This is a genomic window from Azospirillum sp. SYSU D00513 (assembly GCF_017356015.1).
Taxonomy (GTDB): domain Bacteria; phylum Pseudomonadota; class Alphaproteobacteria; order Azospirillales; family Azospirillaceae; genus Azospirillum.
Map to the genome: position 1 here is coordinate 132,902 of NZ_JAFIQV010000002.1, position 24,455 is coordinate 157,356.

The window sequence follows — 24,455 nt, forward strand, 5'->3', positions numbered from 1 at the left end:
GCCCGGCTGTGCTAGACCCCTATCCGGCATTTCCAGGGGAGCAAGCCATGAAGATCGGGGTCGTCGGGTGCGCGGGGCGCATGGGTCAGATGCTGGTGCGCGAGATCGCCGCCACGCCGGGCTGCACGCTGGCCGGCGGCACGGAGCGGGTGGGCGGCCCGGCGCTCGGCCGCGACATCGGCGAGCTGGCCGGGCTCGACCCGCTCGGCGTCACGGCCATCGACGACCCGGCGCTCCTCTTCGCGGAGGCCGACGCGGTGATCGACTTCACCAGCCCGGCCGCGACCGAGCGCCACGCGGCGCTGGCCGCCCAGGCCCAGACGGTGCTGGTCGTCGGCACCACCGGCCTCAACCCGGCGCAGCAGGCCTCTCTCGTCCAGGCGGCCTCCCACACCCCGATCATCCAGTCGCCCAACATGTCCGTCGGCGTGAACCTGCTGATGGCGCTGGTCGAGCAGGTGGCCCGCACGCTCGGCGAGGATTACGACATCGACGTGCTGGAGATGCACCACCGCCACAAGGTGGACGCGCCTTCGGGCACGGCGCTGGGCCTCGGCCACGCCGCGGCGGCCGGCCGTGGGGTCGCGCTGGAGGATGTCTGGCGCAAGAGCCGCGACGGCCACACCGGCCCCCGTCCGGCCGGCGAGATCGGCTTCGCCACCCTGCGCGGCGGCGACGTGATCGGCGACCACACCGTGATGTTCGCGGGCGACGGCGAGCGGATCGAGCTGACGCACAAGGCGTCGGGCCGCGGGATCTACGCCAAGGGCGCCGTGCGCGCCGCTCTTTGGGCCCGCGACAAGACGCCGGGCCTCTACAGCATGCGCGACGTGCTGGGGCTGTGACGGCGGCGCCCGGGACGTCTCCGCCGACCCACTCCTTTTCCGGAAGCTTCCGGTTTTCCGCCTCTGGCGCCGTGCACCATATGGCGTGTACCGCCAAAGGGTGGCGCCGCTCCGGGCGTGAACGCTCAACCCATTGAAAATACGGATGGAAAGCCGCTTGAAGGAGCTGCGGATCACGGTCGGGAAGGGCGCCCCGGAGGAGGAGACGGGACCCACTCCCCCTGCCTTGCAGGGGGAGACAGTGCCCCAGCCGGAGGAGACGGTCGGAGCCGGATCCCCGATAGCCGTCGCGGATCGGGCCATCGCCGATTGGGACACGCTGGCGCGGACGCTGACGGGGCGGCGGCTGGACCTGCTCCGCCATCTGCGGCGCCATCCGGCGGCGAGCGTGCGGGCGCTCGCGGCGGCGCTCGGCCGCGACTACAGCAACGTCCACGCCGACGTGCGGCTGCTTGCGGAGGCCGGCCTGATCGCGCGCGGCGCGGACGGCGGGCTGCGCGTCGAGCATGACGCCATCCAGCTGCGGATCGCGCTCTGACCGGGGGAGCTGGCCGCCCTACGCCTCCTCGCCCAGGGCGCGGCCCTGTTCCCAGGCGAGCAGGGCGCGCTTGCGCGGCACGCCGTAGCGGTAGTTGTGGATGATGCCCGATTTCTGGATGACCCGGTGGCAGGGGATCAGCACGCAGACCGGGTTGCGCCCCACCGCCGCCCCCACCGCCCGCGAGGCGGTCGGCTGCCCGACGGCGCGCGCGACGTCCTCGTAGGAGACGACGGCGCCCGGCGGGATGCGCATCAGCGCCTCCCACACCTTGATCTGGAAGTTGGTCCCCTTCAGGAACAGGCGCAGCGGCTCCCCGGGCTCGCCGCTGCGCCAGCCGAAGGCGCGGGCCGCCGCCTCGCCGGTCGCGGCGGGATCCTCCTCCAGCCGGGCGGCGGGCCAGGCCTGTGCCATCTCTTCGAGCGCGGCGGCCCGCTTCGCCTCCTCCGCCTCGTCACCGTCCAGGAAGCTCAGCCAGCAGACGCCGCGTCCGGTGGCGCCGATCAGCGCCGTGCCGAAGGGGCTGCCGTGCAGGCCCCAGCGGATGGTGATCCCGCCGCCCGCCGCCTTGTAGGCGCCGGGGGTCATGGCCTCGCAGGCGACGAACAGGTCGTGCAGCCGCGACGGGCCGGACAGGCCGACGTCGAGCGCCACGTCCAGCACGCTGCGGCTTTCCGCGAGCAGCCGCTTGGCGGTGTCGAGTGTCAGGAACTGGATGAAGCGCTTGGGGCTGATGCCGGTCCAGCGGGTGAAGAGGCGCTGGAAATGGAAGGGGCTGAGCCCGGCCATCTCCGCCAGTTCCTCCAGCGAGGGCTGGTCCTGCCAGTTGCGCACGAGATGGTCGATGGCGGCGGCGATGGCGCGGTGATGCTGCGCGTCGCCGGACGGGCCGGCCGGAGCTTCGAGGGCGAGGCCCGTAGCGGGAATGGGGGACGGCATGGCGGGCTGTCCTGCTGACCGTGGAACCGGCCCCGAGGATGCTGTGCCAAGCGGCGGGGGCCAACCCGATTCTTGCGCCCCGCCGTGGCCTGCGGATCCGGGCAGCGGCGGAAGCCGGCACTCACCGGCTGGCGGCTGCCCGGATCCGGAGGCTTACCAGGTCCGGCTGTCTACCAGGTCCAAGTGTCGACCGGAGCGTCGGAGATGCCGTTCGTGGACAGGTTCACGGCAAGCTCGCCCAGAGTGAGCGAGCTGGCGCCGTGCGTGATCTCGGCGCCGAGCTGGACGCCCGAGATCCAGTCCTCACCGTTGATGATGCCCGCGGATTCCAGTTCATTCACGATGCTGCCCAGGTCCAGCTGGCCGGAGTGGATGTCCGCGTCGTATTGGACCGCCGTGTAGTCCCAGCCGCGGCCGACGCTGTTGCGTTCCTCCGGTTCATGGAAGATCCGGGCCGAACCGAGATCGTCGCTGTGGGTGCCGACGACCTCGCCGTCCGGGTCGAACCAGCCCGTATGGACCCACACCATGACCTCGTCCTGGATGTTCTGGCCGACAGCGTTGGGGTCGGGCTTGGTCCAGAGGGAGAAGGCGACGTTGTGGCTTTCCGGGTTCGCGCCGAGGTCGAAGTCGAAATCGACCGTCAGATCCTTCACGTCCTTGACCTGGACCGGGAATTCCTCGTGCGTGGTGTCGAAATCCTCCCAGGTGTCGCGGCCGGCCGTGAGGGTCGGGTAGGACAGCACGGGGAACTCGGCCCACGGGTTCTCCCACCACCTCTCGCTGGACGGGTCCCCATCCGGGAAGTCCCATTTCATCGTGGTGCCGGAGACGTCCTTTAAATCCGGAACCGTGATCGACTGCGTGTAATCCTCCCCGTTCTGCATGTTCCATGCGTTCCACACGTTGTTGTGCGCAACGAAGTCTTCCATGCGGATTTCATCATCGATACCGGTGATCGTCTGGGCCATTTTCTTCCCTAGCGGTAATCAAGCCGTATGGCGGCGGCACTTCTACACCAGGGAGGAAATCGGATCTTTGCCTCGGTCGGGGTGCGCTACTCCCTAGGATGAGCTATCGATGGGTCGGATTACGGGAGCTGGATTAACCCCCCGGTTTGTACCACCACCCCTGGGATGGAGGCCGGCCGCCGTGCCCGACGCCTTGGAAACCATGGCTTTCCGGCCTTGGGAGCGCGCGCCGGGGGCCGTCGGGGTGAGCTGTACCTCGGCACAGGCGCCGGGAGGCCCCCTGCTCAACGTCATAGAGGCGGCGGTTCGGAAGGGTAGGGGAGCGTCCGGCGCGGGAGCCGGAAAAGCCGTTTCCGGCGTTCCTCCGGGGAACCGGCGGCGTTCACGCCTGTTCTTGGGGCATGGACATCATACGCATCATCCTGGCGCTGCTCCTCCCACCGGTCGGCGTCTTTCTGCAGGTGGGCTTCGGCGCGCAGTTCTGGATCAACGTGATCCTGACGATCCTCGGCTATATACCGGGCATCATCCATGCCCTGTATGTGATCGTGAAGTACCGCTGACCGCGGAAGGCCGCCGGGCGTGAAACCACGCCGACGGACGGCGTCCGGCCCGGCCGTTCCGCTTCGAAATGCGGCGCTTCACGTGAAACAGCGCACGGCGGACAGCATGGGCGGACGGCACGCGAAGGGGCGCGCCGCCCCTTTTCCGCATCGGTTTTTTCCGCATCGGTTTACCGGCCGGCCAGAAACCCTCTCAGGCCGTCGCGCCGGGGCCGCCCCGCCAGTCGGCGAGGGCGCCCTTCAGCGCCTTGGCGAAATCCGCCCGCTCGTCCGGCGACAGGAAGGACCCGACCACCAGCGACTGGCCGTGCGAGGACAGCACGACCTGGCTCTCGTGGCGCGCCGGCTCGTCCATGGAGACGCGCAGCCAGAAGGGCTGGAAGCTCCAGCGCCGTTCCGGACGCTTCCAGGCGACACGCTGGACCGTCAGCTCCGTCTCGGTCAGCTGAACCCGCTCGTACAGCCGGGCGGCGCGGTAGTTGACGCGGAAGGCCAGCCAGAGCGCCAGTATGTCCATGCCGCAGAAGGCCAGGATCGGCCAGGCGCCCTGCGCCAGGAAGATGCCCCCGACCATCAGATTGATGAGGATCACCACCCCCATCAGGATGCGGAAGCCCCTGGCGCTCAGGCTGCGGTGCGGGTGCAGCACCGCGTCGAACAGGACGGGGGCGGGCGGCTGGTCCGCGGTGCGGGATGTGTCCTCAGCGGCCATGCGAAGCGCTCCGGATGGGGGTAGCCGATGTGCGGGCGGAATCATCGCCGGGAAAGATCGTGACGCTTGGACAGGCCCGCAAGCCGAGTTTAAAGTCCGCGCCCATGAAGCCCGCCGCCGTCGAAGAATTCTTCCGCCGCCTCAGCCTCGCCAACCCGGAGCCCCGGAGCGAGCTGGAGTATGTGAACCCCTACACGCTGCTGGTGGCCGTGGTGCTGTCGGCTCAGGCGACCGACATCGGTGTCAACAAGGCCACGGGTCCGCTGTTCCGCACCGTCACCACGCCCGAAGCGATGGTGGCGCTGGGCGAGGAGGGCCTGCGCGGCTACATCAAGACCATCGGCCTCTTCAACACCAAGGCCAAGAACGTCATCCGCCTGTCGGAGATCCTGATCGCCGAGCATGGCGGCGAGGTGCCGCGCGACCGCGAGGCGCTGGAGACGCTGCCGGGCGTCGGGCGCAAGACGGCCAACGTCGTCCTCAACGTCGCCTTCGGGGAGGAGACGATCGCGGTGGACACCCACATCTTCCGCGTCGGCAACCGCACCGGCCTGGCGCCCGGCAAGACGCCGGACGCGGTGGAGCAGAAGCTGCTGAAGGCCGTTCCGGCCCACTATCGCCGCCACGCCCACCACTGGCTGATCCTGCACGGCCGCTACGTCTGCAAGGCCCGCAAGCCCGATTGCCCGGCCTGCCCGGTGCGCGACCTCTGCGCCTTCAAGGAGAAGACCCCGCCGGGCGCCGCCCTGCCGGCCTGACCCCGTTTCCGGCTCCGCCGGAGAGAATACCGAGGCGCGGAAACGACAAAGCCCGGCGCGGCTGGTGGCCGCGGCCGGGCTTTCCCGTCGAAAAGGCTCTCCTTCGGGGAGCCGCCCTGGAGAGCCGCCTTACTCGCCGGCCGACGCGAACTGCGTCTGGACAGGGGCCGGGGCGGCCGCCGGAGCGGGTGCCGCCGGGGCGGTCTTGGCGGCGCCGATCGTCTGGACGTCGCCGCTCAGCTGGCCGCCGGCCTCGACCGCCAGCTCGCCGTAGCGGATCGAGCCGGTGATCTTGCCGGTCGAGCGGACGCGCAGCCGGCCGCGAACGCTGATGTCGCCTTCGAAGCGGCCGGCGATGTCGGCCTCCTCGATCTCGACCGAGCCCTTGAAGAGGCCGGTCTCGGCGATCTCGATGGAACGGCCCTCGCGCAGCTTGGCCTCGACGGTGCCCTCGACGACCAGCACGTCGCAGGAGCCGATCTCGCCGGCGAGCGAGATGTCGCGGCCGACGATCAGGCGGCGCTGGTCGTTCGACAGCGGGGCCGCGGGCGCCGGCGCCGGTGCTGCCTGGGTGGCGGGGGCGGGAGCCGCGGCCGGAGCGCCGAAGCCCGGGCGGGCGCCCGGCATGTCGACCACGCGGCGCGGGACGTCGGTCTTGGCGCCCGAAGGCGCGGAGGCCGGCATGGCGCCGGCGGCGGGCTGGCCCATGGGCGGCTTCGGAGTGCTGGTGTTCATCTCGGGTCCCTTGTCGGAAGTCGGCGGGAGCGGGGTCGATGCCGCGGACGGAGCTGCCGACAGGGCCGACGGAGGCGCGGGCCGCGAGGCCGGCGCCGCCACGGGCTGGGCGGCGGGAGCGGCGCTTTCCGGCTTGGGCGCACCGGCGGGCGGATTCTTTCGTCCGAACAGCATGAACCTAGTTCCCCAAATCAATTCAGATCAGAACAAAGCGTCAAGGCGGCTGCGGATGAGGGGCCAGGACAGGAAGCCCGTCCCTTGCGGGTTAACACGCTCATCCGGCCGGCCGCAAGGGCGCTCTCATGGACTGAAGGACATGGACCATGAAGGCGCTCGCGATCACCGGCACCAGCAGGTTGAGGAACGGAATTGTCGAAAGAAAGGCGATTATGACACCAGCCGAAAAAGGTTTCAGCGGGTGGCTGCGCCGCAGAAGCCGCGCATCCCGCTTTCCCAGCCGCCGCACGGCCACCATCTCGAAATATTCACGGCCCAGAAGATAGCCGTTCACGCCGTAGAACAGGATGATGTTCAGGCCGGGTGTGGCGATATACAAGGGAAGCGCCAGGAGGTTTACAACGGCGACTAGAAGGAAGAAGCGCAGGGCCGTTCCCAATTCTTGCCACAGGCTCACATGCAGGGGCGGCGGCAAGTGCGGGTAATGGCGCGCTTCGGCCGCCTGGACGACGTCCTCCAGCAGGAGGCCGGACACCATGCCGACGGTGGCCGGGAACAGGAACCAGGCCAGCACGAGCACCACCAGCCCGCCCGCCGCGTCGAGCGCCCAGTCGACCCACTCGTAGCCCGTGAGCGTCGTGTGGAAGAGCGCCCACCAGACCACGGCGGCGAGCAGCGCGTAGAGCGTCGCGGCGGCGAGCAACGAGATTCCGATCACGCGGCGCGACGCGGGATCGGAGAGCTGGGCGAAGGCGCGGAACAGCGCGCGGATCATCGGCGGCGTCTCCCTGGTGGCCCGAAGGCCGAACCCGTCGGTTCTAAGCGCGGCGCGCGGCGGCGGCAAGCTTGTGACGGCGGGGCGGGCCGCTATACTGCCCTCCAAACTCCAGGGCGGCTTTCCGCCTTTTCCCGATCCACACCCGTAAGGACCGTTCATGCCCAGCGCCGCTTTCGATGTCACCGGCATCGGCAACGCCATCGTCGACGTCATCGCCCACGCCGACGACGCCTTCCTCGCCGCGAACGGCATTGAGAAGGGCGCCATGACCCTGATCGACGCCGCCCGCGCGGAGGAGTTGTACGGGCGCATGGGGCCGGGGATCGAGATCTCCGGCGGCTCGGCCGGCAACACGATGGCCGGGCTGGCGGCGCTGGGCGGCCACGGCGCCTACATCGGCAAGGTGCGCGACGACCAGCTCGGCGGCGTCTTCCGCCACGACATCCGCGCCGCCGGGGTGCGGTTCGAGACGCAGCCCTCGTCGGAGGGCGCCCCGACCGCCCGCTGCCTGATCCTGGTGACGCCGGACGCCCAGCGCTCCATGAACACCTTCCTCGGCGCCTGCGTGGAGCTGGGGCCGGAGGACATCGACGAGACGCTCATCCGCGACAGCCAGGTGACCTATCTGGAAGGCTATCTCTGGGATCCGCCCCGCGCGAAGGAGGCCTTCCGCAAGGCCGCCGACATCGCGCACGCCGCCGGCCGCAAGGTGTCGCTGTCCCTGTCGGACAGCTTCTGCGTTCACCGCCACCACGCCGAGTTCCTGGACCTCGTGGAGCGGCACGTGGACATCCTCTTCGCCAACGAGGCGGAGATCGGCGCGCTCTACGGCACGGATCGTTTCGAGGACGCGCTGGAGGCGGTGAAAGGGCTCGGCAAGGTGGCGGCCCTGACCCGCAGCGAGAAGGGCTCGGTGATCGTGTCCGGCGGCTCGGTGGTCGAGGTGCCGGCGGAGCCGGTCGAGCGGGTGGTCGACACCACCGGCGCCGGCGACCTCTACGCCGCCGGCTTCCTCTTCGGCTTCACCCGCGGCCGGGCGCCGGAGCTGTGCGGCCGTCTCGGCGCCATCGCCGCAGCGGAGATCATCGCCCATGTCGGCGCGCGGCCAGAGGCGAACCTGGCCGAGCTGCTGCGCGCCAAGGGCATCGCGGCCTAAGGACGGCCCGGCCGGCCGGAAGCGCGCCCGCCTGTGCCGCTGTGCTGCCGGGCGCGTCGCGGGCGGTGGGATCCCTGCCGCAATCCCCTTGGATCCCGCGGGCCGCCGGGGATAAGCTCACGCCACCGCTTCCGGACCGTCCACCGGGTTCCACCTCGCCGATGCAAGTCTATCTCCCCATTGCCGAGATGTCGGTCAATGCCCTGCTCGTGCTCGTCATGGGCGGGCTGGTCGGCTTCCTGTCGGGCATGTTCGGGGTGGGTGGCGGTTTCCTGATGACGCCGCTGCTGATCTTCATCGGCGTGCCGCCGGCCATCGCGGTCGGCACTCAGGCCAACCAGCTCGTCGCTGCCAGCGTCTCGGGCGTGCTGGCGCACTGGCGCCGCAACAACGTCGACGTGAAGATGGGGGTGGTCATGCTGGCCGGCGGCTTCGTCGGCACGGCGATCGGGGTGTGGATCTTCGGCCTGCTCCAGCGCATGGGCCAGATCGACTTCGCGATCACGGTCTCCTACGTGTTCTTTCTCGGCACCATCGGCGCCATGATGCTGGTCGAGAGCAGCCGGGCGATGCTGCGGCGGCGCGCGCCCAGCGGCGGGCGCGGCAAGCTGCACCGCCACAGCTGGCTGCACGGGCTGCCGCTGAAGATGCGGTTCCAGCGCTCCAAGCTCTACATCTCCGCGCTGCTGCCGGCCGGCATCGGTCTGGTCGGCGGCATGCTGGTGGCGATCATGGGCATCGGCGGCGGCTTCATCCTGGTGCCGGCCATGATCTACATCCTGAATATGCCGACGGGGCTGGTGGCCGGCACCTCGCTCTTCCAGATCATCTTCACGACCGCCGTGGCGACGCTGCTTCAGGCCGCCTCCAACCAGACGGTGGACGTCATGCTGGCCTTCCTGCTGCTGGTCGGCGGTGTGGTCGGCGCGCAGTTCGGCACGCGGACGGGGACCCGGCTGCGCGGCGAGCACGCGCGGCTGATGCTGTCGCTCCTCGTGGTGGGGGTGGCGCTGATGCTCGCCTGGGGCCTCGTCGTCCGCCCGGACGACCTGTTCAGCATCACCTCCGGGGTCTCCTGATGCGCCTGCCGGGAACGCGCCTGCCGGGCAAAGCCATGATCGTCCGCGCCGCCGCCGGGCTCGCCGGGCTGGCCGCCGGGGTGACGCTGGCGGCCAACGTCTGGGGGCAGCAGCTCGTCGCCGACCTGTCCAGCCACCTCGTCGCGATCAACACGGGTTTCACCGGCACCGACGTCGTGCTGTTCGGCTCGACCGACGGGCAGGGGGACGTCGCCATCGTGGTGACCGGCCCGCGCGGCAGCGTGACCGTGCGCCGCAAGGACCGGGTCGCCGGCATCTGGCTGAACACCCAGAGCGTCCGGTTCGAGCAGGTGCCGGCCTATTACGCGGTGGCGACCAGCCGCCCGCTCGACCAGGTCGTCGACCGGCCGATGCTGGAGCGTCACCAGATCGGGCTGCCGCACCTCCAGCTCGACCCCGGCCGCGTCCTGCCGGCCGAGGACCTCGCGGCCTTCCGCGCCGCGCTGATCCGCAACAAGCAGCGCGAGGGGCTGTACGGCATCACGCTGGGGCAGGTGGCCTTTCTCGGCGAGCGGCTGTTCCGGACCAACATCTACTTTCCCGCCAACGTGCCGACCGGCATGTACACGGTGGAGGCGATGCTGATCCGCGACGGCGAGGTGGTGACCGCCCAGACCACGCCGCTGGTGGTGTCCAAGGTCGGCTTCAGCGCCGAGATCTACGAGATCGCCCGCCACGAGCCGGTCGCCTACGGCGTCGCGGCCGTGATCGGCGCGATCGCCGCCGGCTGGCTGGCCGGCGCCATCTTCCGGAGGATATGACATGAGCGACACGATCCCGGCCGAGACCGGCGCCGGACCCGGCGGGAAGCCGGTGCGCATCTTCCTCGTCGTCGTGGACGACAGCCCCGAGGTGAAGGTGGCCCTGCGCTACGCCTGCCTGCGCGCGCGCAAGTCGGGCGGCACGGTGGCGCTGCTCTACGTCATCGAGCCCGGCGACATGCAGCATTTCCTGGCGCTGGAGACCCTCATGCGCGAGGAGCAGCGCACCGAGGCCGAACAGAAGCTCCAGAAGGTCGCGCGCGAGGTCAACCAGCTCACCGGCACGCTGCCGGTGCTGTACGTGCGCGAGGGCAAGCGCAACGAGCAGATCGCCGAGCTGATCAGCGAGGAGCCGACCATCTCCATCCTCGTGCTCGCCGCCGGCACCGAACAGGAGGGTCCCGGCCCGCTGATCGCCCACTTCACCGGCCGCGGCATCTCCAACCTGCGCATTCCCCTGACCATCGTCCCGGGCGGCCTGAGCGACGAGCAGCTCGACGCGATCACGTGAGAATCCGGCGCCCTTCCGCGTTCCTTGAAGGCGGGATGTGGCTCACCGTGATCCCGGATGACCGGAGGAAGCATGCCGACCGTCCACACGCCGACCGCAAAGACCGGGAAGGCCATGGCTGAACTGGAGAAGGGCGAGGGCAAGCGCTTCGTCTCGCCAGCGGAACTCCTGAAGGATCTGGGAATCCCGGCCCCTTCTTCCCGGCCGGAACCGGCAGCGGCTGCTCACTCCCCGTAGAGGGCGGCGAGGCTGCGCAGGTCGATGTCGCTGTGATCGTCGGTCAGGACGGGGAAGCCGGCCGTGTCCATCCGCTCCAGCGTCGCGGCGAGGCGCGCGGCGGCCTCGGCGGCGGCGGGTGGGACCGACTCCAGGCGGCGGCGCAGGTCCTCCGCCTCGCGCGGCTCCTTGGTGGCGATGAGGATGTGGTTGCCGATGCGGGCGTCGGCGGCGAAGACCGTGGGGAAGGCGGTGGCCTGGGTCGCCGCCAGCGGCCCCAGCAGCCGGTCGCGCTCCTCCAGCGCCACCACGTTCATCATCAGCACGCCGCCGGGGGCGAGCCGCCGCTCCACCGCCTGGAAGAATTCGGCGGTCGCGGTGAAGAAGGGGATGGCGGCGGTCGAGTAGAGATCGACGATGATCACGTCGTGCAGTTCGCTGGAGGTCTCGACGTGGCGGCGCGCGTCGGCGACCTCCACGCGCACGCCCTCGAGCCCGAAGCGTTCGCGCGCGACCTCCACCACTTCCGCGTCCAGCTCCACGCCCAGAAGGTCGGAGTCCGGCCAGGCGGCGCGGATGCCGCGGGTGATCGCCCCGCCGGCCAGCCCCAGCACCAGCACGCGCCGCCCCTCCGCCAGGGCCGGGGCGGCGGCGAACAGGTCGTAATAGAGGCCGGTCGCCGAGCCGTCCTTGCGGATGCGCGACTGGGTGATCCAGGGCGTGTTCAGGTGGAGGGTGATCTCCTCGGCCGTCTCGCGGACCATGATGGTGTTGTGCGGCGTCTCGCGGTAGACGGCGAAGCCCTGCCCCTCCCACAGCGCCGCCGCCCAGGCGAGCGGCGCCAGCAGCGCCACCGCGACGCCCCGCGGGCGGCCGCCCGGCACCAGCAGCAGCGCCAGGGCCGGCACGAGGGTGGCGATGGCGTAGCCGGCGGACAGCCCCAGCTCCGGGATCGCGTAGAAGGAGGCGAAGAAGGTTCCGCCGATGCTGCCGAGCGTTCCCACCGCGTAGACCCGGCCCGCGGCGGCGGCCGTGCCGGACCGCGCGCTCAAGCCCGCGCAGATCGGCGACACCATGGCGAGCGCGAAGGAAGGGACGGCGAGGATCGCCGCCGCCCCGAACAGCGACCCGTCCACCGGGCCGAACTCGAAGGCCGCACCCGCCAGCAGCGGCCTGCCGAGCCAGGGGGTGAGCGCCGCCGACAGGGCCGCCGCGAGCAGCGCGCCGCGCAGGGCCGGAACCGCGCGCGGCCCGTCGCCGAGCCGCCCGCCCTGCCAGTAGCCGGCGGCCATGAAGCCCATCACCACCCCGATGATCGCGCCCCATTGATAGACCGAATAGCCGAAATGCGGCGCCATCAGCCGTCCGCCGAGGATTTCCAGCATCATCAGCGTCCAGCCGCCGGCGAAGGCGGCCAGATGCAGGGCGAGGAAGCGCGCCTGGTTCGTTCCTTCCGGCATGGCCGCATCCGGCGCGGGCGGGGCGGGGGAGGGGATGGGGGGCACGGGCCGGGTCACCGTTTCAGCTCGAACACTTCGACCGGATCGGCCAGCCCCTTGACCGGGTGGCGGCCGAGTGCGGCCAGCCGGCTGCCGCATCCGGTGCAGGCGTCGGCGAAGGCCGCGGCGAAGGCGGCCGAGGTCAGCACCGTGCGGTCCAACTCGGCGCAGAGCCCCTCGATCCGGCTGACCAGGTTGACGGCCGGGCCGATGACGGTGAAGTCGAGCCGGGTGGGGGAGCCGATGTTGCCGTACATGACGTCTCCGATGTGCAGGGCGATTCCGCAGCGCAGGGTCGGCTGGCCCCAGGCGGCGCGCGCGGCGTTCAGCCGCTCCATGGCGGAGATGGCGGCGATGGCCGCCTCCAGCGCCTTGGCGCAGGCCCGCGCCTCGCGCCCGGCGCCGGCCTCGCCCGGGCCGGCGGGCGCCGGCTCCTCCTCCTCGCCGTCCTCGCCCTCGCGGTCGAGCGGGAACAGGGTCAGCATGGCGTCGCCGATGAATTTCAGGATTTCGCCGCCATGCTCCTCCACCGCGCCGCCCATCGCCTCGAAATAGCCGTTCAGCAGCGCGATCAGCTCCTCGCGCGGCAGCCGGTCGGCGAGCGAGGTGAAGCCGCGCAGGTCGCAGTACCACAGCACGGCGCGGACGTTGGCGCCGGTGCCGCGCCGGATGTCGCCGGACAGGATGCGCGTGCCGGTGCGCCGCCCGACATAGGTGTCCAGCACCGTGGCCGACAGCCGCCGCAACGCCATCGTCTCCAGCACGGTCCCGAAGGCCGGCAGCACCGAATCGACCAGCGCCAGATCCTCGGTGGAGAATCCGCCGGGCCGGTCGGTGGCGAGGCTCAGCACGTTGCGGCGCCCGGTGGCGAAGCGCACGGTCATGACGACATAGTCGGTGGCCCCCTCCGCGCGCAGCTCGCCCAGCACCGAGTAGGGCCAGGGCGCTTCCATCCGCTCCAGCCGGTAGCGCATGCCGTCGGCCCCGCCCTCCATCAGCACGGCGAAGGGGCTGGTCCGGTCGCCGGGGTCGGATTCGCTGCCGTGCAGCCGGTTGCGCATCTCCACCGCCGCGCGGTCGCGCCGCCAGAAATAGCTGGTCGAGCGGATCTGCGGGTGCAGCAGCTGCAACCCGCACACCGCCCGCCAGAGCGGCAGACCCGCCTCCATCAGCCGGCGGCAGAAGGCGTCCAGAAGCCGTTGCGTGCTGATCGACTGCCGCCCTTCCTGGAGCAGCCAGTCGATGACCGCGACGCGGTCATGCCCCCGGAGCATGGCTGGTCCGGCGGCGGATGTCGCCGGCGGGGGAAGGTCCTGCGGAAGCGGGGACTCGGCGGTCGGGGGCTGGCTGGCGATCCGGGGCAAAAGGAGGGAATCCGCTGGTGACGGGGCCATGGGCGGCGGCGCGGCCGCCCTTGGGGGCGGTCCCGCAGGGTGCGCCGCCGCGCGGGGGAGACCTGTGGACGCGGTGCTTGATCTGACCGGGGATTCTGCCCAAGTTTCCGGTACGCCGCCAGTGCTCTTCGGCGTCAATGGAGGATTCCCAGATGTTTATCCAGACCGAGCAGACGCCCAACCCGGCCACGCTCAAGTTCCTGCCGGGTCGTGACGTGCTCGGCGCCGGCACCGCCGATTTCCCCAGCCGCGAGGAGGCCGCCCGTTCACCGCTCGCCGAGCGCCTGTTCGACGTGGACGGCGTGGAGGGTGTGTTCCTGGGCTCCGACTTCGTGACCATCACCAAGTCCGACGCGAAGGAATGGTTCCTCCTCAAGCCGTCGATCCTCGGCGTGATCATGGAGCATTTCACGGCCAACCGCCCGGTCCTGCTGGACGGCGCCGAGGCCGGCAGCGGCCATGTGGACAGCGAGGACGACGACGAGGTCGTGTCGCAGATCAAGGAGCTGCTGGACACCCGCGTGCGCCCGATGGTCGCCCAGGACGGCGGCGACATCACCTTCCACGGCTTCGACAAGGGCGTCGTCTACCTGTCGATGAAGGGCGCCTGCTCCGGCTGCCCCAGCTCGACCGCGACTCTGAAGGCCGGCATCGAGAACATGCTGCGCCATTACGTCCCCGAGGTGGTCGAGGTGCGCGCCGCCCGCTGAGGGCGGCACCGCTATGAGGGCGGCGCCGCTATCGGTATGCTGTTGAGGAAGCGCCGCCCCTGAACGGGCGGCGTTTTCATTCCGGGATCACGAACTGCACGCCGAACCAGCGCCAGTGGCCGTCCGCCGCCGGCAGCGTGCAGTTGACGCGGGCGCGGCCGGGCGGGAAGGGGTCGCGCAGCCGGACCTCGATCCGCCGCTCGCCGAGCCGCTCCAGCGAGGCCCGCCCCTGGCCCGAGGCGAAGCAGGCCAGCCGGGACAGGTCGCCCACCTCCTCCGACACGGTGAAGCCGAGCGCCGGCGGGTTGACCGACAGCAGGGGGTCCTCCGGCGCCAGTTCGGACACCGGCAGCGGCAGGGCGCCGGCAGCCAAGCGGAAGCGCTCCACGCTGCCGAAGGCCTCGTTCATCATGAAGCGGGGCAGGGACCGCCGGTCGGCGGCGCGGTGCAGCACGCCCGACTGCTGGCCGAGGGCGCCGCCGAAGGCCCCGGACTCCATCCGTTCCTCAACGATTTCGTGCAGGGCGAGCGACTGCTCTCCCTGGGGATAGGCCAGGAGCGCCGGGCGGCGGCCCAGCTCGGCGAGGATCCGCTCCTCCATCCGCCGCAGCTCCGCCCTGACCTCCGCCTCCGGCCGCTGCGCCAGGGACAGGCCGGAGGCGCCCAGCCCACCGATGGTGACGCCGCGGTCCGACGCCATGCGGCGGATCTCGTCCCAGCTCATGTGCGACGGCGATCCCCGGTCCACCGGGTCGGGCGCCACGAAAAGCGTCACCGGCAGCCCCGCCGCCCGCAGGCGCGGCCAGGCCTCCCGGTAGGCGGAGCGGCTGGCCTCGTCGATGGTGAGCGCGACCGCGCCTTCGGGCAGAGGCCGGCCGGCCCGAAGCGCCTCCAGTATGGCGGGCAGGGGCATCACCGTGTAGCCGCCGTCCGTCAGCTCCTCCAGATGCGCTTCGAACTGGTCGAGCCGGATGCTGACGTTCGGCGCCTCGTCCTCGCCGAAGCGGCCGTAGGCGAAGACCACCGCGCTTTCCGCGCCGAGCGCCCGGGCACCATGCGGTGCGGCACCGGCGAAGAGCGCGGCGGTCCAGGCGAGCAGGGCGGCGGCACGGCGAAGCATGGGACGCGGGATGGATCCGGTGGCGACGGGGGAAAGCCGGTGGGGCAATGAGTCGGTGTGACACAGCCGGAACACGGGCGGCAAGCCCGCAACACCGCTTTTCCACGGCACGCCCGCCCTGCGGTGCAACGCGGCAACAGGGCCGGCCGGCCCCCGCCGGCTCACCCCATCAGGACGCGGCCGAGTGCCGCGTCCGTCAGGATCGGGTAGCGGCCGGCCTCGGGGAGCTGGTAATGCCACCATTCCGTGCGGTAATGGTCCCAGCCGGCGCCGGCCATGATGCCGAGCAGGAGCGCGCGGTTGCGCTGCTGCTCGGCGGACAGGTCCGTGCGCCCGTGGTGCGAGCGCTCGGTCATGTCGTCGAAGCCGGTGCCCATGTCGAGCGGCTGCCCGTCCTCCCCGACCAGCGTCAGATCCACCGCCACGCCGCGCGAATGGTTCGAGCCCTGGCGGGGATCGGCGACATAGTCCGGGTCGGGCAGGGCCTCCCAAAGCCTCCATTGCGCCTCGACCGGGCGGAAGGCATCGTAGACTCGCAGCCGCAGGCCGATGCCGCGGGCGAGCGCTATGGCGCGCTCCAGCCGCTCGGCGGCGTCCGGATGCAGGAGGCAGTCCTGCGTCCGGTAGATCGGCGCGCCGGTCAGGTTGTGCGGGGTGGCGTAGACCAGCTCGACATCGACGTCGAAGGCCGGGGGAAGGATCCTGGTCAGCATGGGCGGGGTTCCGCGGGCGGAAAAGGAATGGACGGTCGTCGGGCTGCCCTTGTAGCACGGGCGCGCCGGGGTGCGGGGGCAGTGGTTTTTCAGGGAATGAGGGTTTTGGATCGATGAGGGTGCTGGGACTGGATACGGCGACGGCGGGCTGCTCGGTGGCCCTGTGGGACGGGGACCGCGTCGTCGCCCGCCGCGCCGAGCCGATGGCGCGCGGCCAGGCCGAATGGCTGGTCCCCATGGCGCAGGCCGTGCTGGCCGAGGCCGGGATCGGTTTCGACCGGCTCGACCGCATCGCCGTGACCGTCGGGCCCGGCGCCTTCACGGGGCTGCGCATCGCGCTGGCGGCGGCGCGCGGCTTCGCGGTGGCGGCGGGGCTGCCGGTCGTCGGGATCACCACCTTCGACGCCGTGGCGCACGGGCTCGATCCCGCCGAACGCGCGGGGCGCGCCCTTCTGGTCGCCGTCGATTCCCGCCGCGCCGAGCCCTACCTGCAGATGTTCGGCCCGGACCTCGCCCCGTTGGGCGAGCCGGCGATGCTGGAGCCGGCGGCGGTGCCCGGCTGGCTCAGCCCCGGCCCGCTCCTGGTCGCGGGCGACGGTGCCGCGGCGCTGCGGCCCCTGCTGGAGGGGCGGCCGGACACCGCCTTCGCCACCGGCCCCGGCCTGCCGGACGCCGCCGTGGTGGCGGCGCTGGGGGCGGCGCGCGCGGCCGGGCTGCCGGCGCAGCCCTTCTACCTACGCCCGCCCGACGTCTCCCTGCCCAAGGCGAAAAGCTGACGGAGAAGGCCATGACCGAAGGGCAGGGGAACGGCGCCGCAGCGCCCGGCAATGCGGGGTCCGGCCCTATGGAACTCAGGCCGGCGGGGCCGCTGGATTCCGAACTGATCGCGGCGATCCAGCAGGCCTGCTTTCCCGACGATCCCTGGAGTGCGGACTCCATCGCCACGCTGGCGGGCCAGCCGGGCTCCTTCGCGCTGCTGGCCCTGCGCGGCGGGGAGCCCGCGGGATTCGTCCTGGCGCGGGTCGCGGCGGAGGACGGCGAGATCATCGCCCTGGGCGTGCTGCCGGAGGCGCGGCGGGGCGGGGCCGGGGGTCTGCTCGTCGAGGGGGCCATCGAGGGCGCCGGAGGGCTTGGCGCCACCGCCCTTTTCCTGGAGGTCGCCGAGGACAACGACGCCGCGCGTTCGCTCTACAAGCGCTGCGGCTTTTTTTCCGTTGGCCGGCGTCCCGGATATTACAAGAGGCCCGATGGACGGATTGCTGCGCTGGTCATGCGCTATTCTTTCGCATGCAAATAAAGGCTTAACCTAATCTGTTAAGATTTCCGCACCCAAAGACGGTGGATGCCCTGCGGATGACTCGCATTCTCGGGCTCGATCCCGAGAATGCTGTGGCCCAGCTCGGCCAAGGAACGGGGCACATTCTCCAAGGGTTCGCCCGCATTCAGCCGGACTTCGAGGGTCTGCCCGACCTTCATTCTCTCCACCGACAATTTGGCCTTGACGAAGGTTAACGGGCACAGGTCGCTGGTGATGTCCAAGAACAAGTCCACGGAGTTTCTGTCCAACACGGTTTCCTCTTTGCCGAAAGAGAATGGATATTGCGTGTCGCCACAAACCTCTTTATATGGAGAGGAAACGCCAGGCGACGGAGCAAGCTTACATGACCGCTGAGACCCCTTCCAACGCGCTCTTATCTCTGACCACGGAAATCGTGGCGGCGCATGTCTCGAATAATACCGTCCCCGTCGGCGATCTTCCGACGCTGATCGAGCAGGTCTACAAATCGCTCTCGAACGTCGGCGTCGAGCCGGTGGTCGTGGAGGAACGCCCGCAGCCGGCCGTTCCGATCAAGAAGTCGGTGACGCCCGACTTCATCATCTGCCTCGAAGACGGCAAGAAGCTGAAGATGCTGAAGCGGCATCTCAAGACGGCCTACAACATGTCGCCGGAAGAATACCGCGACCGCTGGGGCCTGCCGGCCGATTATCCGATGGTCGCCCCGAACTACGCGCGCCAGCGCAGCTCGCTCGCCAAGCAGATCGGGCTCGGCACCCGCGCCCGCCGCGGCGGCGAGTGACGCCCGGCCGGCCCGCCCAGGGTCCGCGAGCGACTGTGAGGAAGGGACGGCCGCTACCGGCCGTCCCTTCTTCTTTGCCGGTTTCAAACACTCCCGGAGCCCCGCGCCGTCGAGTCGGTTGACCGGCGTCGGGCTCTTCGTGTTATCCCTCTTGGCGCAAGTTCCCCTGCGGGGCGCGACCGGCCTTCTTGAAGGGGCTGGGTGGTCCGGCCGGGAGGATGGTGTGGTGAACAGGTCCGGGCGGAGACCGCCGGCGACCGTCGAGATGGCTGAGGCGAATGGCTGAGACGAGCATGGACCAGGTCGGCTTTCCCGAGCTGAGGATGGGGTCCCTCGAGGTGCGGCTGGCCGAGAGCGCCGCGGAGATCGATTGGGCCCAGGCGCTACGCTACCGCGTCTTCTACAACGAGATGACGGCGGTCCCGACGCCGGAGATGGCGGCGCGCCACCGCGACTTCGACGTCTACGACACGGAGTGCGACCATCTGCTGGTCCTCGACCACGCCCGCGCCGACGGCTCGGGCGCGCTCAACCCCGACTGCGTGGTCGGCACCTACCGGCTGATCCGCCGCCCGGCGGCGGCGCGGGTCGGGCGCTTCTATTCCAGCGACGAGTACGACATCGGCGCGCTGGAGCGTTTTCCGGGCGAGGTGCTGGAGCTGGGCCGCTCCTGCGTCGATGCCGGCTACCGCACGCGCGGCAGCATGCAGCTGCTGTGGCGCGGCATCGCGGCCTACGTCTTCCAGCATGACATCGCGCTGATGTTCGGCTGCGCCAGCCTGCCCGGCACGGACGTGCGGGCGCTGGCGCAGCCGCTCTCCTACCTGCACCACAACCATCTCGCCCCGCCGGAGCTGCGGCCCACGGCCCTGCCGGAGCGGCATGTCTCCATGGACCTGATGCCGCGTGGCGAGGTCGACGCCAAGCGGGCGCTGGTCGAGCTGCCGCCGCTCATCAAGGGCTATCTGCGGCTCGGCGGCTTCGTCGGGGACGGGGCGGTGATCGACAGCCAGTTCAACACCACCGACGTCTGCATCGTGGTGAAGACCGACCTGGTCACCGACAAGTACTACCGGCATTACGAGCGGTCGAGCGGCCGCGACGCGCCGGCGGCGTGAGCGCGGGCCGCGCCATGGCGTCGCCGCCCAGATCATCCTCGCCCGGTTCATTCCCGCCGGGATCCGCGCTGCTGGGGGGCCTGCGCCTCGCGCTCTATCTCGCCTGGACCTTCCTGCTGATCCCCGTCCAGGCGCTGGCCGTCGCCTTGCGCCTGCCCTTGCGCGACCGCCTGCCGCTTCTGTACCACCGCGTCTGCGCCCGCCTCGTCGGCATCGAGATCCTGGTGCGGGGCACTCCCGCAGGAAGCGGGCCGGTGCTGTTCGTCTCGAACCATTCCTCCTACCTCGACATCACGGTGCTGGGGGCGCTCATTCCCGGCTCCTTCGTCGCCAAGAGCGAGGTGGCCGGCTGGCCCCTGTTCGGGATGCTCGCCAAGCTGCAGCGCACGGTCTTCGTCGAGCGCAAGGCGCGCGGCACCGTCGGCCGGCAGCGCGACGAGCTGAAGGCGCGGCTGGAGGCCGGCGACAGCCTGATCCTGTTCCCGGAGGGCACCTCGTCGGACGGCAACCGCACGCTGCCCTTCAAGACGGCGCTCTTCGCCGCGGCCGGCCTGCGGATCGCGGACCGGCCGCTGACGGTGCAGCCGGTCAGCGTCACCGCGACGCGGCTGGACGGCATCCCGATGGGGGTGGCCTTCCGCCCCTTCTACGCCTGGTACGGCGACATGGACCTCGCCCCGCACCTCTGGCAGGCCTTCCGGCAGGGCCGCATGACGGTGGAGGTGGAGTTCCACCCGCCGGTCACCATCGACGATGTCGGCAGCCGCAAGGCGCTCGCCGAGCATTGCCGGGCAGCGGTGGCGGCGGGCGTCGCGCGCGCCGTCACCGGGCGGCCCCAGCCTCTCTCCCAACCCGCCCCGCAACCGCTTGCGGCAAAGGCCGGCGCGGTGCCCCCGGCCGCCGGGGCGGAGGAAAAGGCGGGCGTGGAATCCGCCGCGCCGCGCTCCGCCCACCGGTCGGGCCATGAAACCGAAGCGGACGCCGCCTGTTGACTCGATTCCGCGGCCTCGTGATACCATATGCGCGTTAGGGCGGACGCGGGTCCGGCCGGTGCGCGCCGAGCGGGAGTGTTTGGCGCGCCTTTTTTGCTTTGGTGCGGAAGGGACGGGGTTGAGTAAGAAGCTCTTCATCAAGACCTGGGGCTGCCAGATGAATGTCTACGACTCCGCCCGCATGGCGGATGTCCTGGCACCCCTGGGCTACCGGCCGGTGGAGGAGCCCGAGGGCGCCGACATGGTGATCCTCAACACCTGCCACATCCGCGAGAAGGCGTCGGAAAAGGTGTTCTCGGACCTCGGCCGCCTGCGCGGCCTGAAGGACCGGAAGGCCGCCGAGGGCGACGGGCGCATGATCGTCGCGGTCGCCGGCTGCGTCGCCCAGGCGGAAGGCGAGGAGATCCTCGCCCGCATGCCGCACGTGGACATGGTCTTCGGCCCGCAGAACTACCACACGCTCCCGGAGATGGTGGCGCGCGTCACCCGTGCCGCCGGCAGCGTGCTGAACACCGACTTCCCCGCCGAATCCAAGTTCGACTTCCTGCCGGAGGAGGAGGGCGCGCAGGGTGTGGCAGCCTTCCTCGCGGTGCAGGAGGGCTGCGACAAGTTCTGCACCTTCTGCGTCGTGCCCTACACGCGCGGCGCCGAGTTCTCGCGCCCGGCGGCCCAGGTGCTGGCCGAGGCGCGCCGCATGGTCGCCGCCGGCACGGCCGAGATCACGCTGCTCGGCCAGAACGTCAACGCCTGGCACGGCGACGGACCCGACGGCTCCAGCTGGGGGCTCGGACGGCTGATCCGCGAGCTGGCGGAGATCGACGGGCTGGCGCGCATCCGCTACACCACCTCGCACCCCCGCGACATGGACGAGGACCTGATCCGCGCCCATGCCGAGGTGCCGCAGCTCATGCCCTACCTGCACCTGCCGGTGCAGTCCGGCTCCGACCGCATCCTCGCGGCCATGAACCGCAAGCACACGGCCGACGACTACCGCCGCGTCATCGACCGGCTGCGCGCGGCCAAGCCGGACCTGGCCCTGTCCGGCGATTTCATCGTCGGCTTCCCCGGCGAGACCGACGCCGACTTCGCCGAGACCCTGCGGCTGGTGACCGACGTCGGCTACGCCCAGGCTTACACGTTCAAATACAGCCCGCGCCCCGGCACCCCGGCCTCGGTGGACGGCGGCCAGCTCTCCGAAGAGGTGAAGGGCGCGCGGCTGGAGGCCTTGCAGCAGCTCATCGCGGCCCAGCAGATCGCCTTCAACCAGGGCTTCGTCGGGCGCACCGTGCCGGTTCTGTTCGACCGCCGCGGCAAGCAGGACGGCCAGCTTCTCGGCCGCAGCCCCTGGATGCAGTCGGTGTACGTCCAGGGGAACGACCGGCTGTTCGGCCGCATGGTGGAGGTCCGGATCGACGCGGCCTACTCCAACAGCCTGACGGGTGCGGTCGTGACGGGCGAATGGACCTCGGGCGCACCATATACCGGAAGCGCCCCCCATTCCGGGAACACCCATACGGGAAATCAGGGCATCGAAGTGGAGGCACTCGCTTGAACGGAACGCCGGAGCGGCGCATCGACGTGCAGTTCGACGACAACCGGCTCCTGCCGATGTTGTACGGGGAACATGACCGCCACCTCGCGCGCATCGAGAACCAGCTCGGCGTCTCGCTGACCTCGCGGGGCAACAGCCTTTCCATCGCCGGCCCGGCCGACGCGGTGGAGACCGCGCGCTCGGCGCTGGACGCCCTGTACGAGCGGCTGAAGCGCAACATGACCGTCGGCCCCGGCGAGGTGGACGCCGCCCTCCGCATGGCGACCGCCGGCGACGACGGCGCGCGCGACCAGAACCTCGCCTCGCTCAGCCGGCCGGACTTCACCGTCCGTACCCGGCGCAAGGGCGTCATCACCCCGCGCTCGCCCACCCAGGCGGCCTACCTCCAGGCCCTGACGGAGAACGAGCTGGTCTTCGGCCTCGGCCCCGCCGGCACGGGCAAGACCTACCTCGCCGTGGCGCAGGCCGTGGCTCTGCTGACCACGGGGCAGGTGGACCGCATCGTGCTGTCGCGCCCGGCGGTCGAGGCCGGCGAGCGGCTGGGCTTCCTGCCCGGCGACCTGCGCGAGAAGATCGACCCCTACCTGCGCCCGCTCTACGACGCGCTGCACGACATGCTGCCGGCCGAGCAGGTGAAGCGGCGGCTGGAGTCCGGCGAGATCGAGATCGCGCCGCTGGCCTTCATGCGCGGCCGCACGCTCGGCAACGCCTTCGTCATCCTCGACGAGGCGCAGAACACCACGCCGATGCAGATGAAGATGTTCCTCACCCGCCTGGGCGAGGGCGGCCGCATGGCGGTGACCGGCGACGTGTCGCAGATCGACCTGCCGTCCGGCACCAAGTCCGGGCTGAAGGAGGCCATCGAGGTGCTGGACGGGGTGGATGGCGTCAGCTTCGTCCGCTTCACCGACGTCGACGTGGTCCGCCACCCGCTGGTCGCCCGCATCATCCGCGCCTACGACAAGGCCGATGCCCAGGGAAAGACGGCGGGCACCGAAACGAACGCCCGGCCCAGGGGTTATTCCGGGCGGGGGGAGCAGTCCACGTGATGGCCGTCGACGTCAGCGTATCCCGCGAAGCCGGGGATTGGCCCGAGGATGCCGAGTGGCTGGCCGAGAAGGCCGCGCTCGCGGCGCTGGCCGCGACCTACGACGATGACGACGGGCCGGCCGAGCTGTCGGTCGTGCTCGCCGACGACGCGCTGGTCCAGCGGCTGAACCGCGAGTACCGCGGCAAGGACAAGCCCACCAACGTCCTCTCCTTCGCGCTCACGGAAGCCGAGGATCCGGACGCGGGCGAGGGCGCGCCGATGATGCTGGGCGACGTGATCCTCGCGCGGGAAACGGTCCTGCGCGAGGCCGCCGAACAGGACAAGGCGCCGTCCGACCACATGACTCATCTTGTGATCCATGGCGTTCTGCATCTGTTGGGCTATGATCACGAAGAAGACGCCGAGGCGGAGGAGATGGAGGGTCTGGAAACCCGCCTTCTCGAGACGCTGGGCATCGCCGATCCCTATGCCGCCGGACGGGCGGACAGCGGGCACCCGATCAACGACGAACCGCCGGAACGATGACCGAAGCATCCGACAGTCGCGCGCCCCGTGAGGACGGGGCCGAAGACCACCATTCCCTGGGCCGCCTTTTCAAGGGCTGGGTCCGCTCCGTTGTCGGAGGGCGTGGCGACACCACCTTGCGCCACACCATCAAGGAGCTGATCGCCGATCAGCCGGACGAGGATGATCAGGCCATGGGGGCCGCCGAGCGCGCCCTCTTCTCGAACATCCTGAAGGTCCACGACCGCACGGTCGCCGACGTCATGGTGCCCCGCGCCGACATCGTCGCGGTCGAGATCGGGACCCCCATGCCGGCGCTGGTCAAGCGCCTGTCGGAGGAGGCCCATTCCCGCCTTCCCGTCTACCGCGAGACCCTGGACGACGTCGCCGGCCTCGTCCACATCAAGGACGTGCTCGCCTGCATCGCCAACGGGCGGAGCTGCGAGCTGAAGGACCTCGTGCGCGAGGTGTCGGTCGTCGCCCCCTCCATGCCGGTGCTCGACCTGCTGCTCCAGATGCGCCAGACCCGCCAGCACATGGCGCTCGTCGTGGACGAGTTCGGCGGCATTGACGGGCTCGTGACCATCGAGGACCTCGTCGAGGAGATCGTCGGCGAGATCGAGGACGAGCACGACCTCGACGCCGCACCCCGCCTCGTCGCCCGCGCGGACGGATCGCTGGTCGCCGACGCGCGCGTCTCGGTGGAGGAGTTCGAGGCCCGGGTCGGCCCGCTGCTGACCGAGGACGAGCGGGAGGAGATCGACACGCTGGGCGGCCTCGCCGTGTCGCTCGCCGGCCGGGTGCCGGGCCGGGGCGAGACGGTGACCCATCCCTCGGGCGTCGAGTTCGCCATCATCGAGGCGGACTCCCGCCGCATCAAGCGCCTGCTCATCCGCAACCTGCCCGCCGCCGCCAGGGCGCTGGCCGCCGCGCAGTAGGGGCGCTTCACGCCCGCCTCCCCCGG

General features: G+C 70.7%; 28 protein-coding genes. 18 read left to right on the forward strand and 10 right to left on the reverse strand.

Going from position 1 to position 24,455, the window contains the following annotated elements:
- Positions 1–47 precede the first annotated feature (47 nt).
- Positions 48–845, forward strand: a complete 798-nt coding sequence (gene dapB / locus JUB11_RS02095; protein ID WP_207455769.1) for a 4-hydroxy-tetrahydrodipicolinate reductase — start codon at positions 48–50, stop codon at positions 843–845.
- A gap of 145 nt (positions 846–990) precedes the next feature.
- The gene (locus JUB11_RS02100; RefSeq protein ID WP_207455770.1) at positions 991–1,383 is read left to right on the forward strand and encodes a MarR family transcriptional regulator; all 393 of its coding nucleotides are present in this window, start codon (positions 991–993) and stop codon (positions 1,381–1,383) included.
- 18 nt (positions 1,384–1,401) lie between these two features.
- Here JUB11_RS02100 and JUB11_RS02105 read toward each other — a convergent pair whose 3' ends face one another.
- Together JUB11_RS02105 and JUB11_RS02110 are read right to left on the reverse strand one after the other, a co-directional pair.
- On the reverse strand, positions 1,402–2,322 hold the full coding sequence (locus JUB11_RS02105; protein WP_207455771.1) for a methylated-DNA--[protein]-cysteine S-methyltransferase: 921 nt from the start codon (positions 2,320–2,322) through the stop codon (positions 1,402–1,404).
- A 170-nt stretch (positions 2,323–2,492) separates the two neighbouring features.
- A complete protein-coding gene (locus JUB11_RS02110; RefSeq protein ID WP_207455772.1) occupies positions 2,493–3,254 on the reverse strand; it encodes a hypothetical protein in 762 nt (253 codons plus the stop codon).
- A 440-nt stretch (positions 3,255–3,694) separates the two neighbouring features.
- On the opposite strand from JUB11_RS02110, the gene JUB11_RS02115 reads away from it, so the two are divergent.
- Entirely contained in the window at positions 3,695–3,856 is a 162-nt protein-coding gene (locus JUB11_RS02115; RefSeq protein ID WP_207455774.1) for a YqaE/Pmp3 family membrane protein, read from the forward strand.
- A 193-nt stretch (positions 3,857–4,049) separates the two neighbouring features.
- Here the strand turns inward: JUB11_RS02115 and JUB11_RS02120 are convergent, their stop codons facing one another.
- Positions 4,050–4,568 (reverse strand): DUF2244 domain-containing protein, encoded by a 519-nt coding sequence (locus JUB11_RS02120; RefSeq protein ID WP_207455776.1) that lies wholly within the window; start codon positions 4,566–4,568, stop codon positions 4,050–4,052.
- 104 nt (positions 4,569–4,672) lie between these two features.
- On the opposite strand from JUB11_RS02120, the gene nth reads away from it, so the two are divergent.
- A complete protein-coding gene (gene nth, locus JUB11_RS02125; RefSeq protein WP_207456005.1) occupies positions 4,673–5,326 on the forward strand; it encodes an endonuclease III in 654 nt (217 codons plus the stop codon).
- 129 nt (positions 5,327–5,455) lie between these two features.
- On the opposite strand, the gene JUB11_RS02130 is transcribed toward nth, so the two are convergent.
- Together JUB11_RS02130 and JUB11_RS02135 are read right to left on the reverse strand one after the other, a co-directional pair.
- Positions 5,456–6,061 carry a polymer-forming cytoskeletal protein gene (locus tag JUB11_RS02130; RefSeq protein ID WP_247886781.1) on the reverse strand — a complete coding sequence of 202 codons (606 nt, stop codon included), beginning with the start codon at positions 6,059–6,061 and terminating at the stop codon, positions 5,456–5,458.
- Between the two features lie 274 nt (positions 6,062–6,335).
- Positions 6,336–7,013, reverse strand: coding sequence for an EI24 domain-containing protein (locus tag JUB11_RS02135; RefSeq protein WP_247886782.1), 678 nt, complete (start codon positions 7,011–7,013; stop codon positions 6,336–6,338).
- A 160-nt stretch (positions 7,014–7,173) separates the two neighbouring features.
- On the opposite strand from JUB11_RS02135, the gene JUB11_RS02140 reads away from it, so the two are divergent.
- The 4 genes from JUB11_RS02140 (at position 7,174) to JUB11_RS02155 (ending at position 10,544) form a co-directional block, all read left to right on the forward strand.
- Positions 7,174–8,172, forward strand: a complete 999-nt coding sequence (locus tag JUB11_RS02140) for an adenosine kinase (protein WP_207455780.1) — start codon at positions 7,174–7,176, stop codon at positions 8,170–8,172.
- Between the two features lie 161 nt (positions 8,173–8,333).
- Positions 8,334–9,251 carry a sulfite exporter TauE/SafE family protein gene (locus tag JUB11_RS02145; protein WP_207455781.1) on the forward strand — a complete coding sequence of 306 codons (918 nt, stop codon included), beginning with the start codon at positions 8,334–8,336 and terminating at the stop codon, positions 9,249–9,251.
- Positions 9,251–10,033, forward strand: a complete 783-nt coding sequence (locus JUB11_RS02150; RefSeq protein ID WP_207455782.1) for a TIGR02186 family protein — start codon at positions 9,251–9,253, stop codon at positions 10,031–10,033. The genes JUB11_RS02145 and JUB11_RS02150 overlap by 1 nt, the downstream gene beginning before the upstream one ends.
- Position 10,034: 1 nt before the next feature.
- On the forward strand, positions 10,035–10,544 hold the full coding sequence (locus tag JUB11_RS02155) for a universal stress protein (RefSeq protein WP_207455783.1): 510 nt from the start codon (positions 10,035–10,037) through the stop codon (positions 10,542–10,544).
- 224 nt (positions 10,545–10,768) lie between these two features.
- Here the strand turns inward: JUB11_RS02155 and JUB11_RS02160 are convergent, their stop codons facing one another.
- Positions 10,769–12,220: a fused MFS/spermidine synthase gene (locus JUB11_RS02160; protein WP_207455784.1), complete on the reverse strand. Its 1,452-nt coding sequence runs from the start codon at positions 12,218–12,220 to the stop codon at positions 10,769–10,771.
- Between the two features lie 53 nt (positions 12,221–12,273).
- Positions 12,274–13,533, reverse strand: a complete 1,260-nt coding sequence (locus tag JUB11_RS02165) for an adenylate/guanylate cyclase domain-containing protein (protein ID WP_207455786.1) — start codon at positions 13,531–13,533, stop codon at positions 12,274–12,276.
- A gap of 272 nt (positions 13,534–13,805) precedes the next feature.
- Here JUB11_RS02165 and JUB11_RS02170 point away from each other — a divergent pair, with 272 nt between their 5' ends.
- Positions 13,806–14,363, forward strand: a complete 558-nt coding sequence (locus JUB11_RS02170) for a NifU family protein (RefSeq protein ID WP_207455788.1) — start codon at positions 13,806–13,808, stop codon at positions 14,361–14,363.
- A gap of 76 nt (positions 14,364–14,439) precedes the next feature.
- Here JUB11_RS02170 and JUB11_RS02175 read toward each other — a convergent pair whose 3' ends face one another.
- Together JUB11_RS02175 and ddpX are read right to left on the reverse strand one after the other, a co-directional pair.
- Positions 14,440–15,483, reverse strand: a complete 1,044-nt coding sequence (locus tag JUB11_RS02175; RefSeq protein WP_207455790.1) for a polysaccharide deacetylase family protein — start codon at positions 15,481–15,483, stop codon at positions 14,440–14,442.
- A gap of 161 nt (positions 15,484–15,644) precedes the next feature.
- Positions 15,645–16,196 carry a D-alanyl-D-alanine dipeptidase gene (ddpX, locus tag JUB11_RS02180; RefSeq protein ID WP_207455792.1) on the reverse strand — a complete coding sequence of 184 codons (552 nt, stop codon included), beginning with the start codon at positions 16,194–16,196 and terminating at the stop codon, positions 15,645–15,647.
- A 113-nt stretch (positions 16,197–16,309) separates the two neighbouring features.
- On the opposite strand from ddpX, the gene tsaB reads away from it, so the two are divergent.
- Both tsaB and JUB11_RS02190 read left to right on the forward strand, forming a co-directional pair.
- Positions 16,310–16,972: a tRNA (adenosine(37)-N6)-threonylcarbamoyltransferase complex dimerization subunit type 1 TsaB gene (tsaB, locus tag JUB11_RS02185; RefSeq protein WP_207455795.1), complete on the forward strand. Its 663-nt coding sequence runs from the start codon at positions 16,310–16,312 to the stop codon at positions 16,970–16,972.
- Positions 16,973–16,983: 11 nt separating this feature from the next.
- Positions 16,984–17,493 (forward strand): GNAT family N-acetyltransferase, encoded by a 510-nt coding sequence (locus JUB11_RS02190; protein ID WP_247886783.1) that lies wholly within the window; start codon positions 16,984–16,986, stop codon positions 17,491–17,493.
- A gap of 17 nt (positions 17,494–17,510) precedes the next feature.
- Here the strand turns inward: JUB11_RS02190 and JUB11_RS02195 are convergent, their stop codons facing one another.
- Entirely contained in the window at positions 17,511–17,735 is a 225-nt protein-coding gene (locus JUB11_RS02195) for a sulfurtransferase TusA family protein (RefSeq protein WP_348771337.1), read from the reverse strand.
- A gap of 122 nt (positions 17,736–17,857) precedes the next feature.
- On the opposite strand from JUB11_RS02195, the gene JUB11_RS02200 reads away from it, so the two are divergent.
- From JUB11_RS02200 to JUB11_RS02230, 7 genes are all read left to right on the forward strand, one after another.
- Entirely contained in the window at positions 17,858–18,274 is a 417-nt protein-coding gene (locus tag JUB11_RS02200) for a MucR family transcriptional regulator (protein ID WP_207455801.1), read from the forward strand.
- A gap of 278 nt (positions 18,275–18,552) precedes the next feature.
- Positions 18,553–19,392 carry a GNAT family N-acyltransferase gene (locus JUB11_RS02205; protein WP_207455803.1) on the forward strand — a complete coding sequence of 280 codons (840 nt, stop codon included), beginning with the start codon at positions 18,553–18,555 and terminating at the stop codon, positions 19,390–19,392.
- A gap of 14 nt (positions 19,393–19,406) precedes the next feature.
- Entirely contained in the window at positions 19,407–20,384 is a 978-nt protein-coding gene (locus JUB11_RS02210; RefSeq protein WP_207455805.1) for a lysophospholipid acyltransferase family protein, read from the forward strand.
- Between the two features lie 118 nt (positions 20,385–20,502).
- Positions 20,503–21,936, forward strand: coding sequence for a tRNA (N6-isopentenyl adenosine(37)-C2)-methylthiotransferase MiaB (gene miaB / locus JUB11_RS02215; protein ID WP_282188984.1), 1,434 nt, complete (start codon positions 20,503–20,505; stop codon positions 21,934–21,936).
- A 56-nt stretch (positions 21,937–21,992) separates the two neighbouring features.
- Positions 21,993–22,985 (forward strand): PhoH family protein, encoded by a 993-nt coding sequence (locus JUB11_RS02220; RefSeq protein WP_247886800.1) that lies wholly within the window; start codon positions 21,993–21,995, stop codon positions 22,983–22,985.
- On the forward strand, positions 22,985–23,512 hold the full coding sequence (ybeY, locus tag JUB11_RS02225) for an rRNA maturation RNase YbeY (RefSeq protein ID WP_207456009.1): 528 nt from the start codon (positions 22,985–22,987) through the stop codon (positions 23,510–23,512). The genes JUB11_RS02220 and ybeY overlap by 1 nt, the downstream gene beginning before the upstream one ends.
- Entirely contained in the window at positions 23,509–24,429 is a 921-nt protein-coding gene (locus JUB11_RS02230; RefSeq protein WP_207455810.1) for a hemolysin family protein, read from the forward strand. Before ybeY ends, JUB11_RS02230 begins: the two co-directional genes overlap by 4 nt.
- Positions 24,430–24,455 lie beyond the last annotated feature (26 nt).

Bases quoted from the DNA above. Each gene is read 5' to 3' on its own strand.
- JUB11_RS02205 (WP_207455803.1), top strand. From the start codon at position 18,553: ATGGCTGAGACGAGCATGGACCAGGTCGGCTTTCCCGAGCTGAGGATG.
- JUB11_RS02190 (WP_247886783.1), top strand. From the start codon at position 16,984: ATGACCGAAGGGCAGGGGAACGGCGCCGCAGCGCCCGGCAATGCGGGG.
- JUB11_RS02135 (WP_247886782.1), bottom strand. From the start codon at position 7,013: ATGATCCGCGCGCTGTTCCGCGCCTTCGCCCAGCTCTCCGATCCCGCG.
- JUB11_RS02105 (WP_207455771.1), bottom strand. From the start codon at position 2,322: ATGCCGTCCCCCATTCCCGCTACGGGCCTCGCCCTCGAAGCTCCGGCC.
- JUB11_RS02210 (WP_207455805.1), top strand. From the start codon at position 19,407: ATGGCGTCGCCGCCCAGATCATCCTCGCCCGGTTCATTCCCGCCGGGA.
- JUB11_RS02145 (WP_207455781.1), top strand. From the start codon at position 8,334: ATGCAAGTCTATCTCCCCATTGCCGAGATGTCGGTCAATGCCCTGCTC.
- JUB11_RS02175 (WP_207455790.1), bottom strand. From the start codon at position 15,483: ATGCTTCGCCGTGCCGCCGCCCTGCTCGCCTGGACCGCCGCGCTCTTC.
- JUB11_RS02230 (WP_207455810.1), top strand. From the start codon at position 23,509: ATGACCGAAGCATCCGACAGTCGCGCGCCCCGTGAGGACGGGGCCGAA.
- JUB11_RS02160 (WP_207455784.1), bottom strand. From the start codon at position 12,220: ATGCCGGAAGGAACGAACCAGGCGCGCTTCCTCGCCCTGCATCTGGCC.
- JUB11_RS02110 (WP_207455772.1), bottom strand. From the start codon at position 3,254: ATGGAAGACTTCGTTGCGCACAACAACGTGTGGAACGCATGGAACATG.
- ddpX (WP_207455792.1), bottom strand. From the start codon at position 16,196: ATGCTGACCAGGATCCTTCCCCCGGCCTTCGACGTCGATGTCGAGCTG.
- JUB11_RS02140 (WP_207455780.1), top strand. From the start codon at position 7,174: ATGCCCAGCGCCGCTTTCGATGTCACCGGCATCGGCAACGCCATCGTC.
- tsaB (WP_207455795.1), top strand. From the start codon at position 16,310: ATGAGGGTGCTGGGACTGGATACGGCGACGGCGGGCTGCTCGGTGGCC.
- JUB11_RS02200 (WP_207455801.1), top strand. From the start codon at position 17,858: ATGACCGCTGAGACCCCTTCCAACGCGCTCTTATCTCTGACCACGGAA.
- JUB11_RS02170 (WP_207455788.1), top strand. From the start codon at position 13,806: ATGTTTATCCAGACCGAGCAGACGCCCAACCCGGCCACGCTCAAGTTC.
- JUB11_RS02130 (WP_247886781.1), bottom strand. From the start codon at position 6,061: ATGAACACCAGCACTCCGAAGCCGCCCATGGGCCAGCCCGCCGCCGGC.
- JUB11_RS02165 (WP_207455786.1), bottom strand. From the start codon at position 13,533: ATGCTCCGGGGGCATGACCGCGTCGCGGTCATCGACTGGCTGCTCCAG.
- JUB11_RS02120 (WP_207455776.1), bottom strand. From the start codon at position 4,568: ATGGCCGCTGAGGACACATCCCGCACCGCGGACCAGCCGCCCGCCCCC.
- dapB (WP_207455769.1), top strand. From the start codon at position 48: ATGAAGATCGGGGTCGTCGGGTGCGCGGGGCGCATGGGTCAGATGCTG.
- JUB11_RS02155 (WP_207455783.1), top strand. From the start codon at position 10,035: ATGAGCGACACGATCCCGGCCGAGACCGGCGCCGGACCCGGCGGGAAG.
- JUB11_RS02150 (WP_207455782.1), top strand. From the start codon at position 9,251: ATGCGCCTGCCGGGAACGCGCCTGCCGGGCAAAGCCATGATCGTCCGC.
- nth (WP_207456005.1), top strand. From the start codon at position 4,673: ATGAAGCCCGCCGCCGTCGAAGAATTCTTCCGCCGCCTCAGCCTCGCC.
- ybeY (WP_207456009.1), top strand. From the start codon at position 22,985: ATGGCCGTCGACGTCAGCGTATCCCGCGAAGCCGGGGATTGGCCCGAG.
- JUB11_RS02100 (WP_207455770.1), top strand. From the start codon at position 991: ATGGAAAGCCGCTTGAAGGAGCTGCGGATCACGGTCGGGAAGGGCGCC.
- JUB11_RS02220 (WP_247886800.1), top strand. From the start codon at position 21,993: ATGTTGTACGGGGAACATGACCGCCACCTCGCGCGCATCGAGAACCAG.
- JUB11_RS02115 (WP_207455774.1), top strand. From the start codon at position 3,695: ATGGACATCATACGCATCATCCTGGCGCTGCTCCTCCCACCGGTCGGC.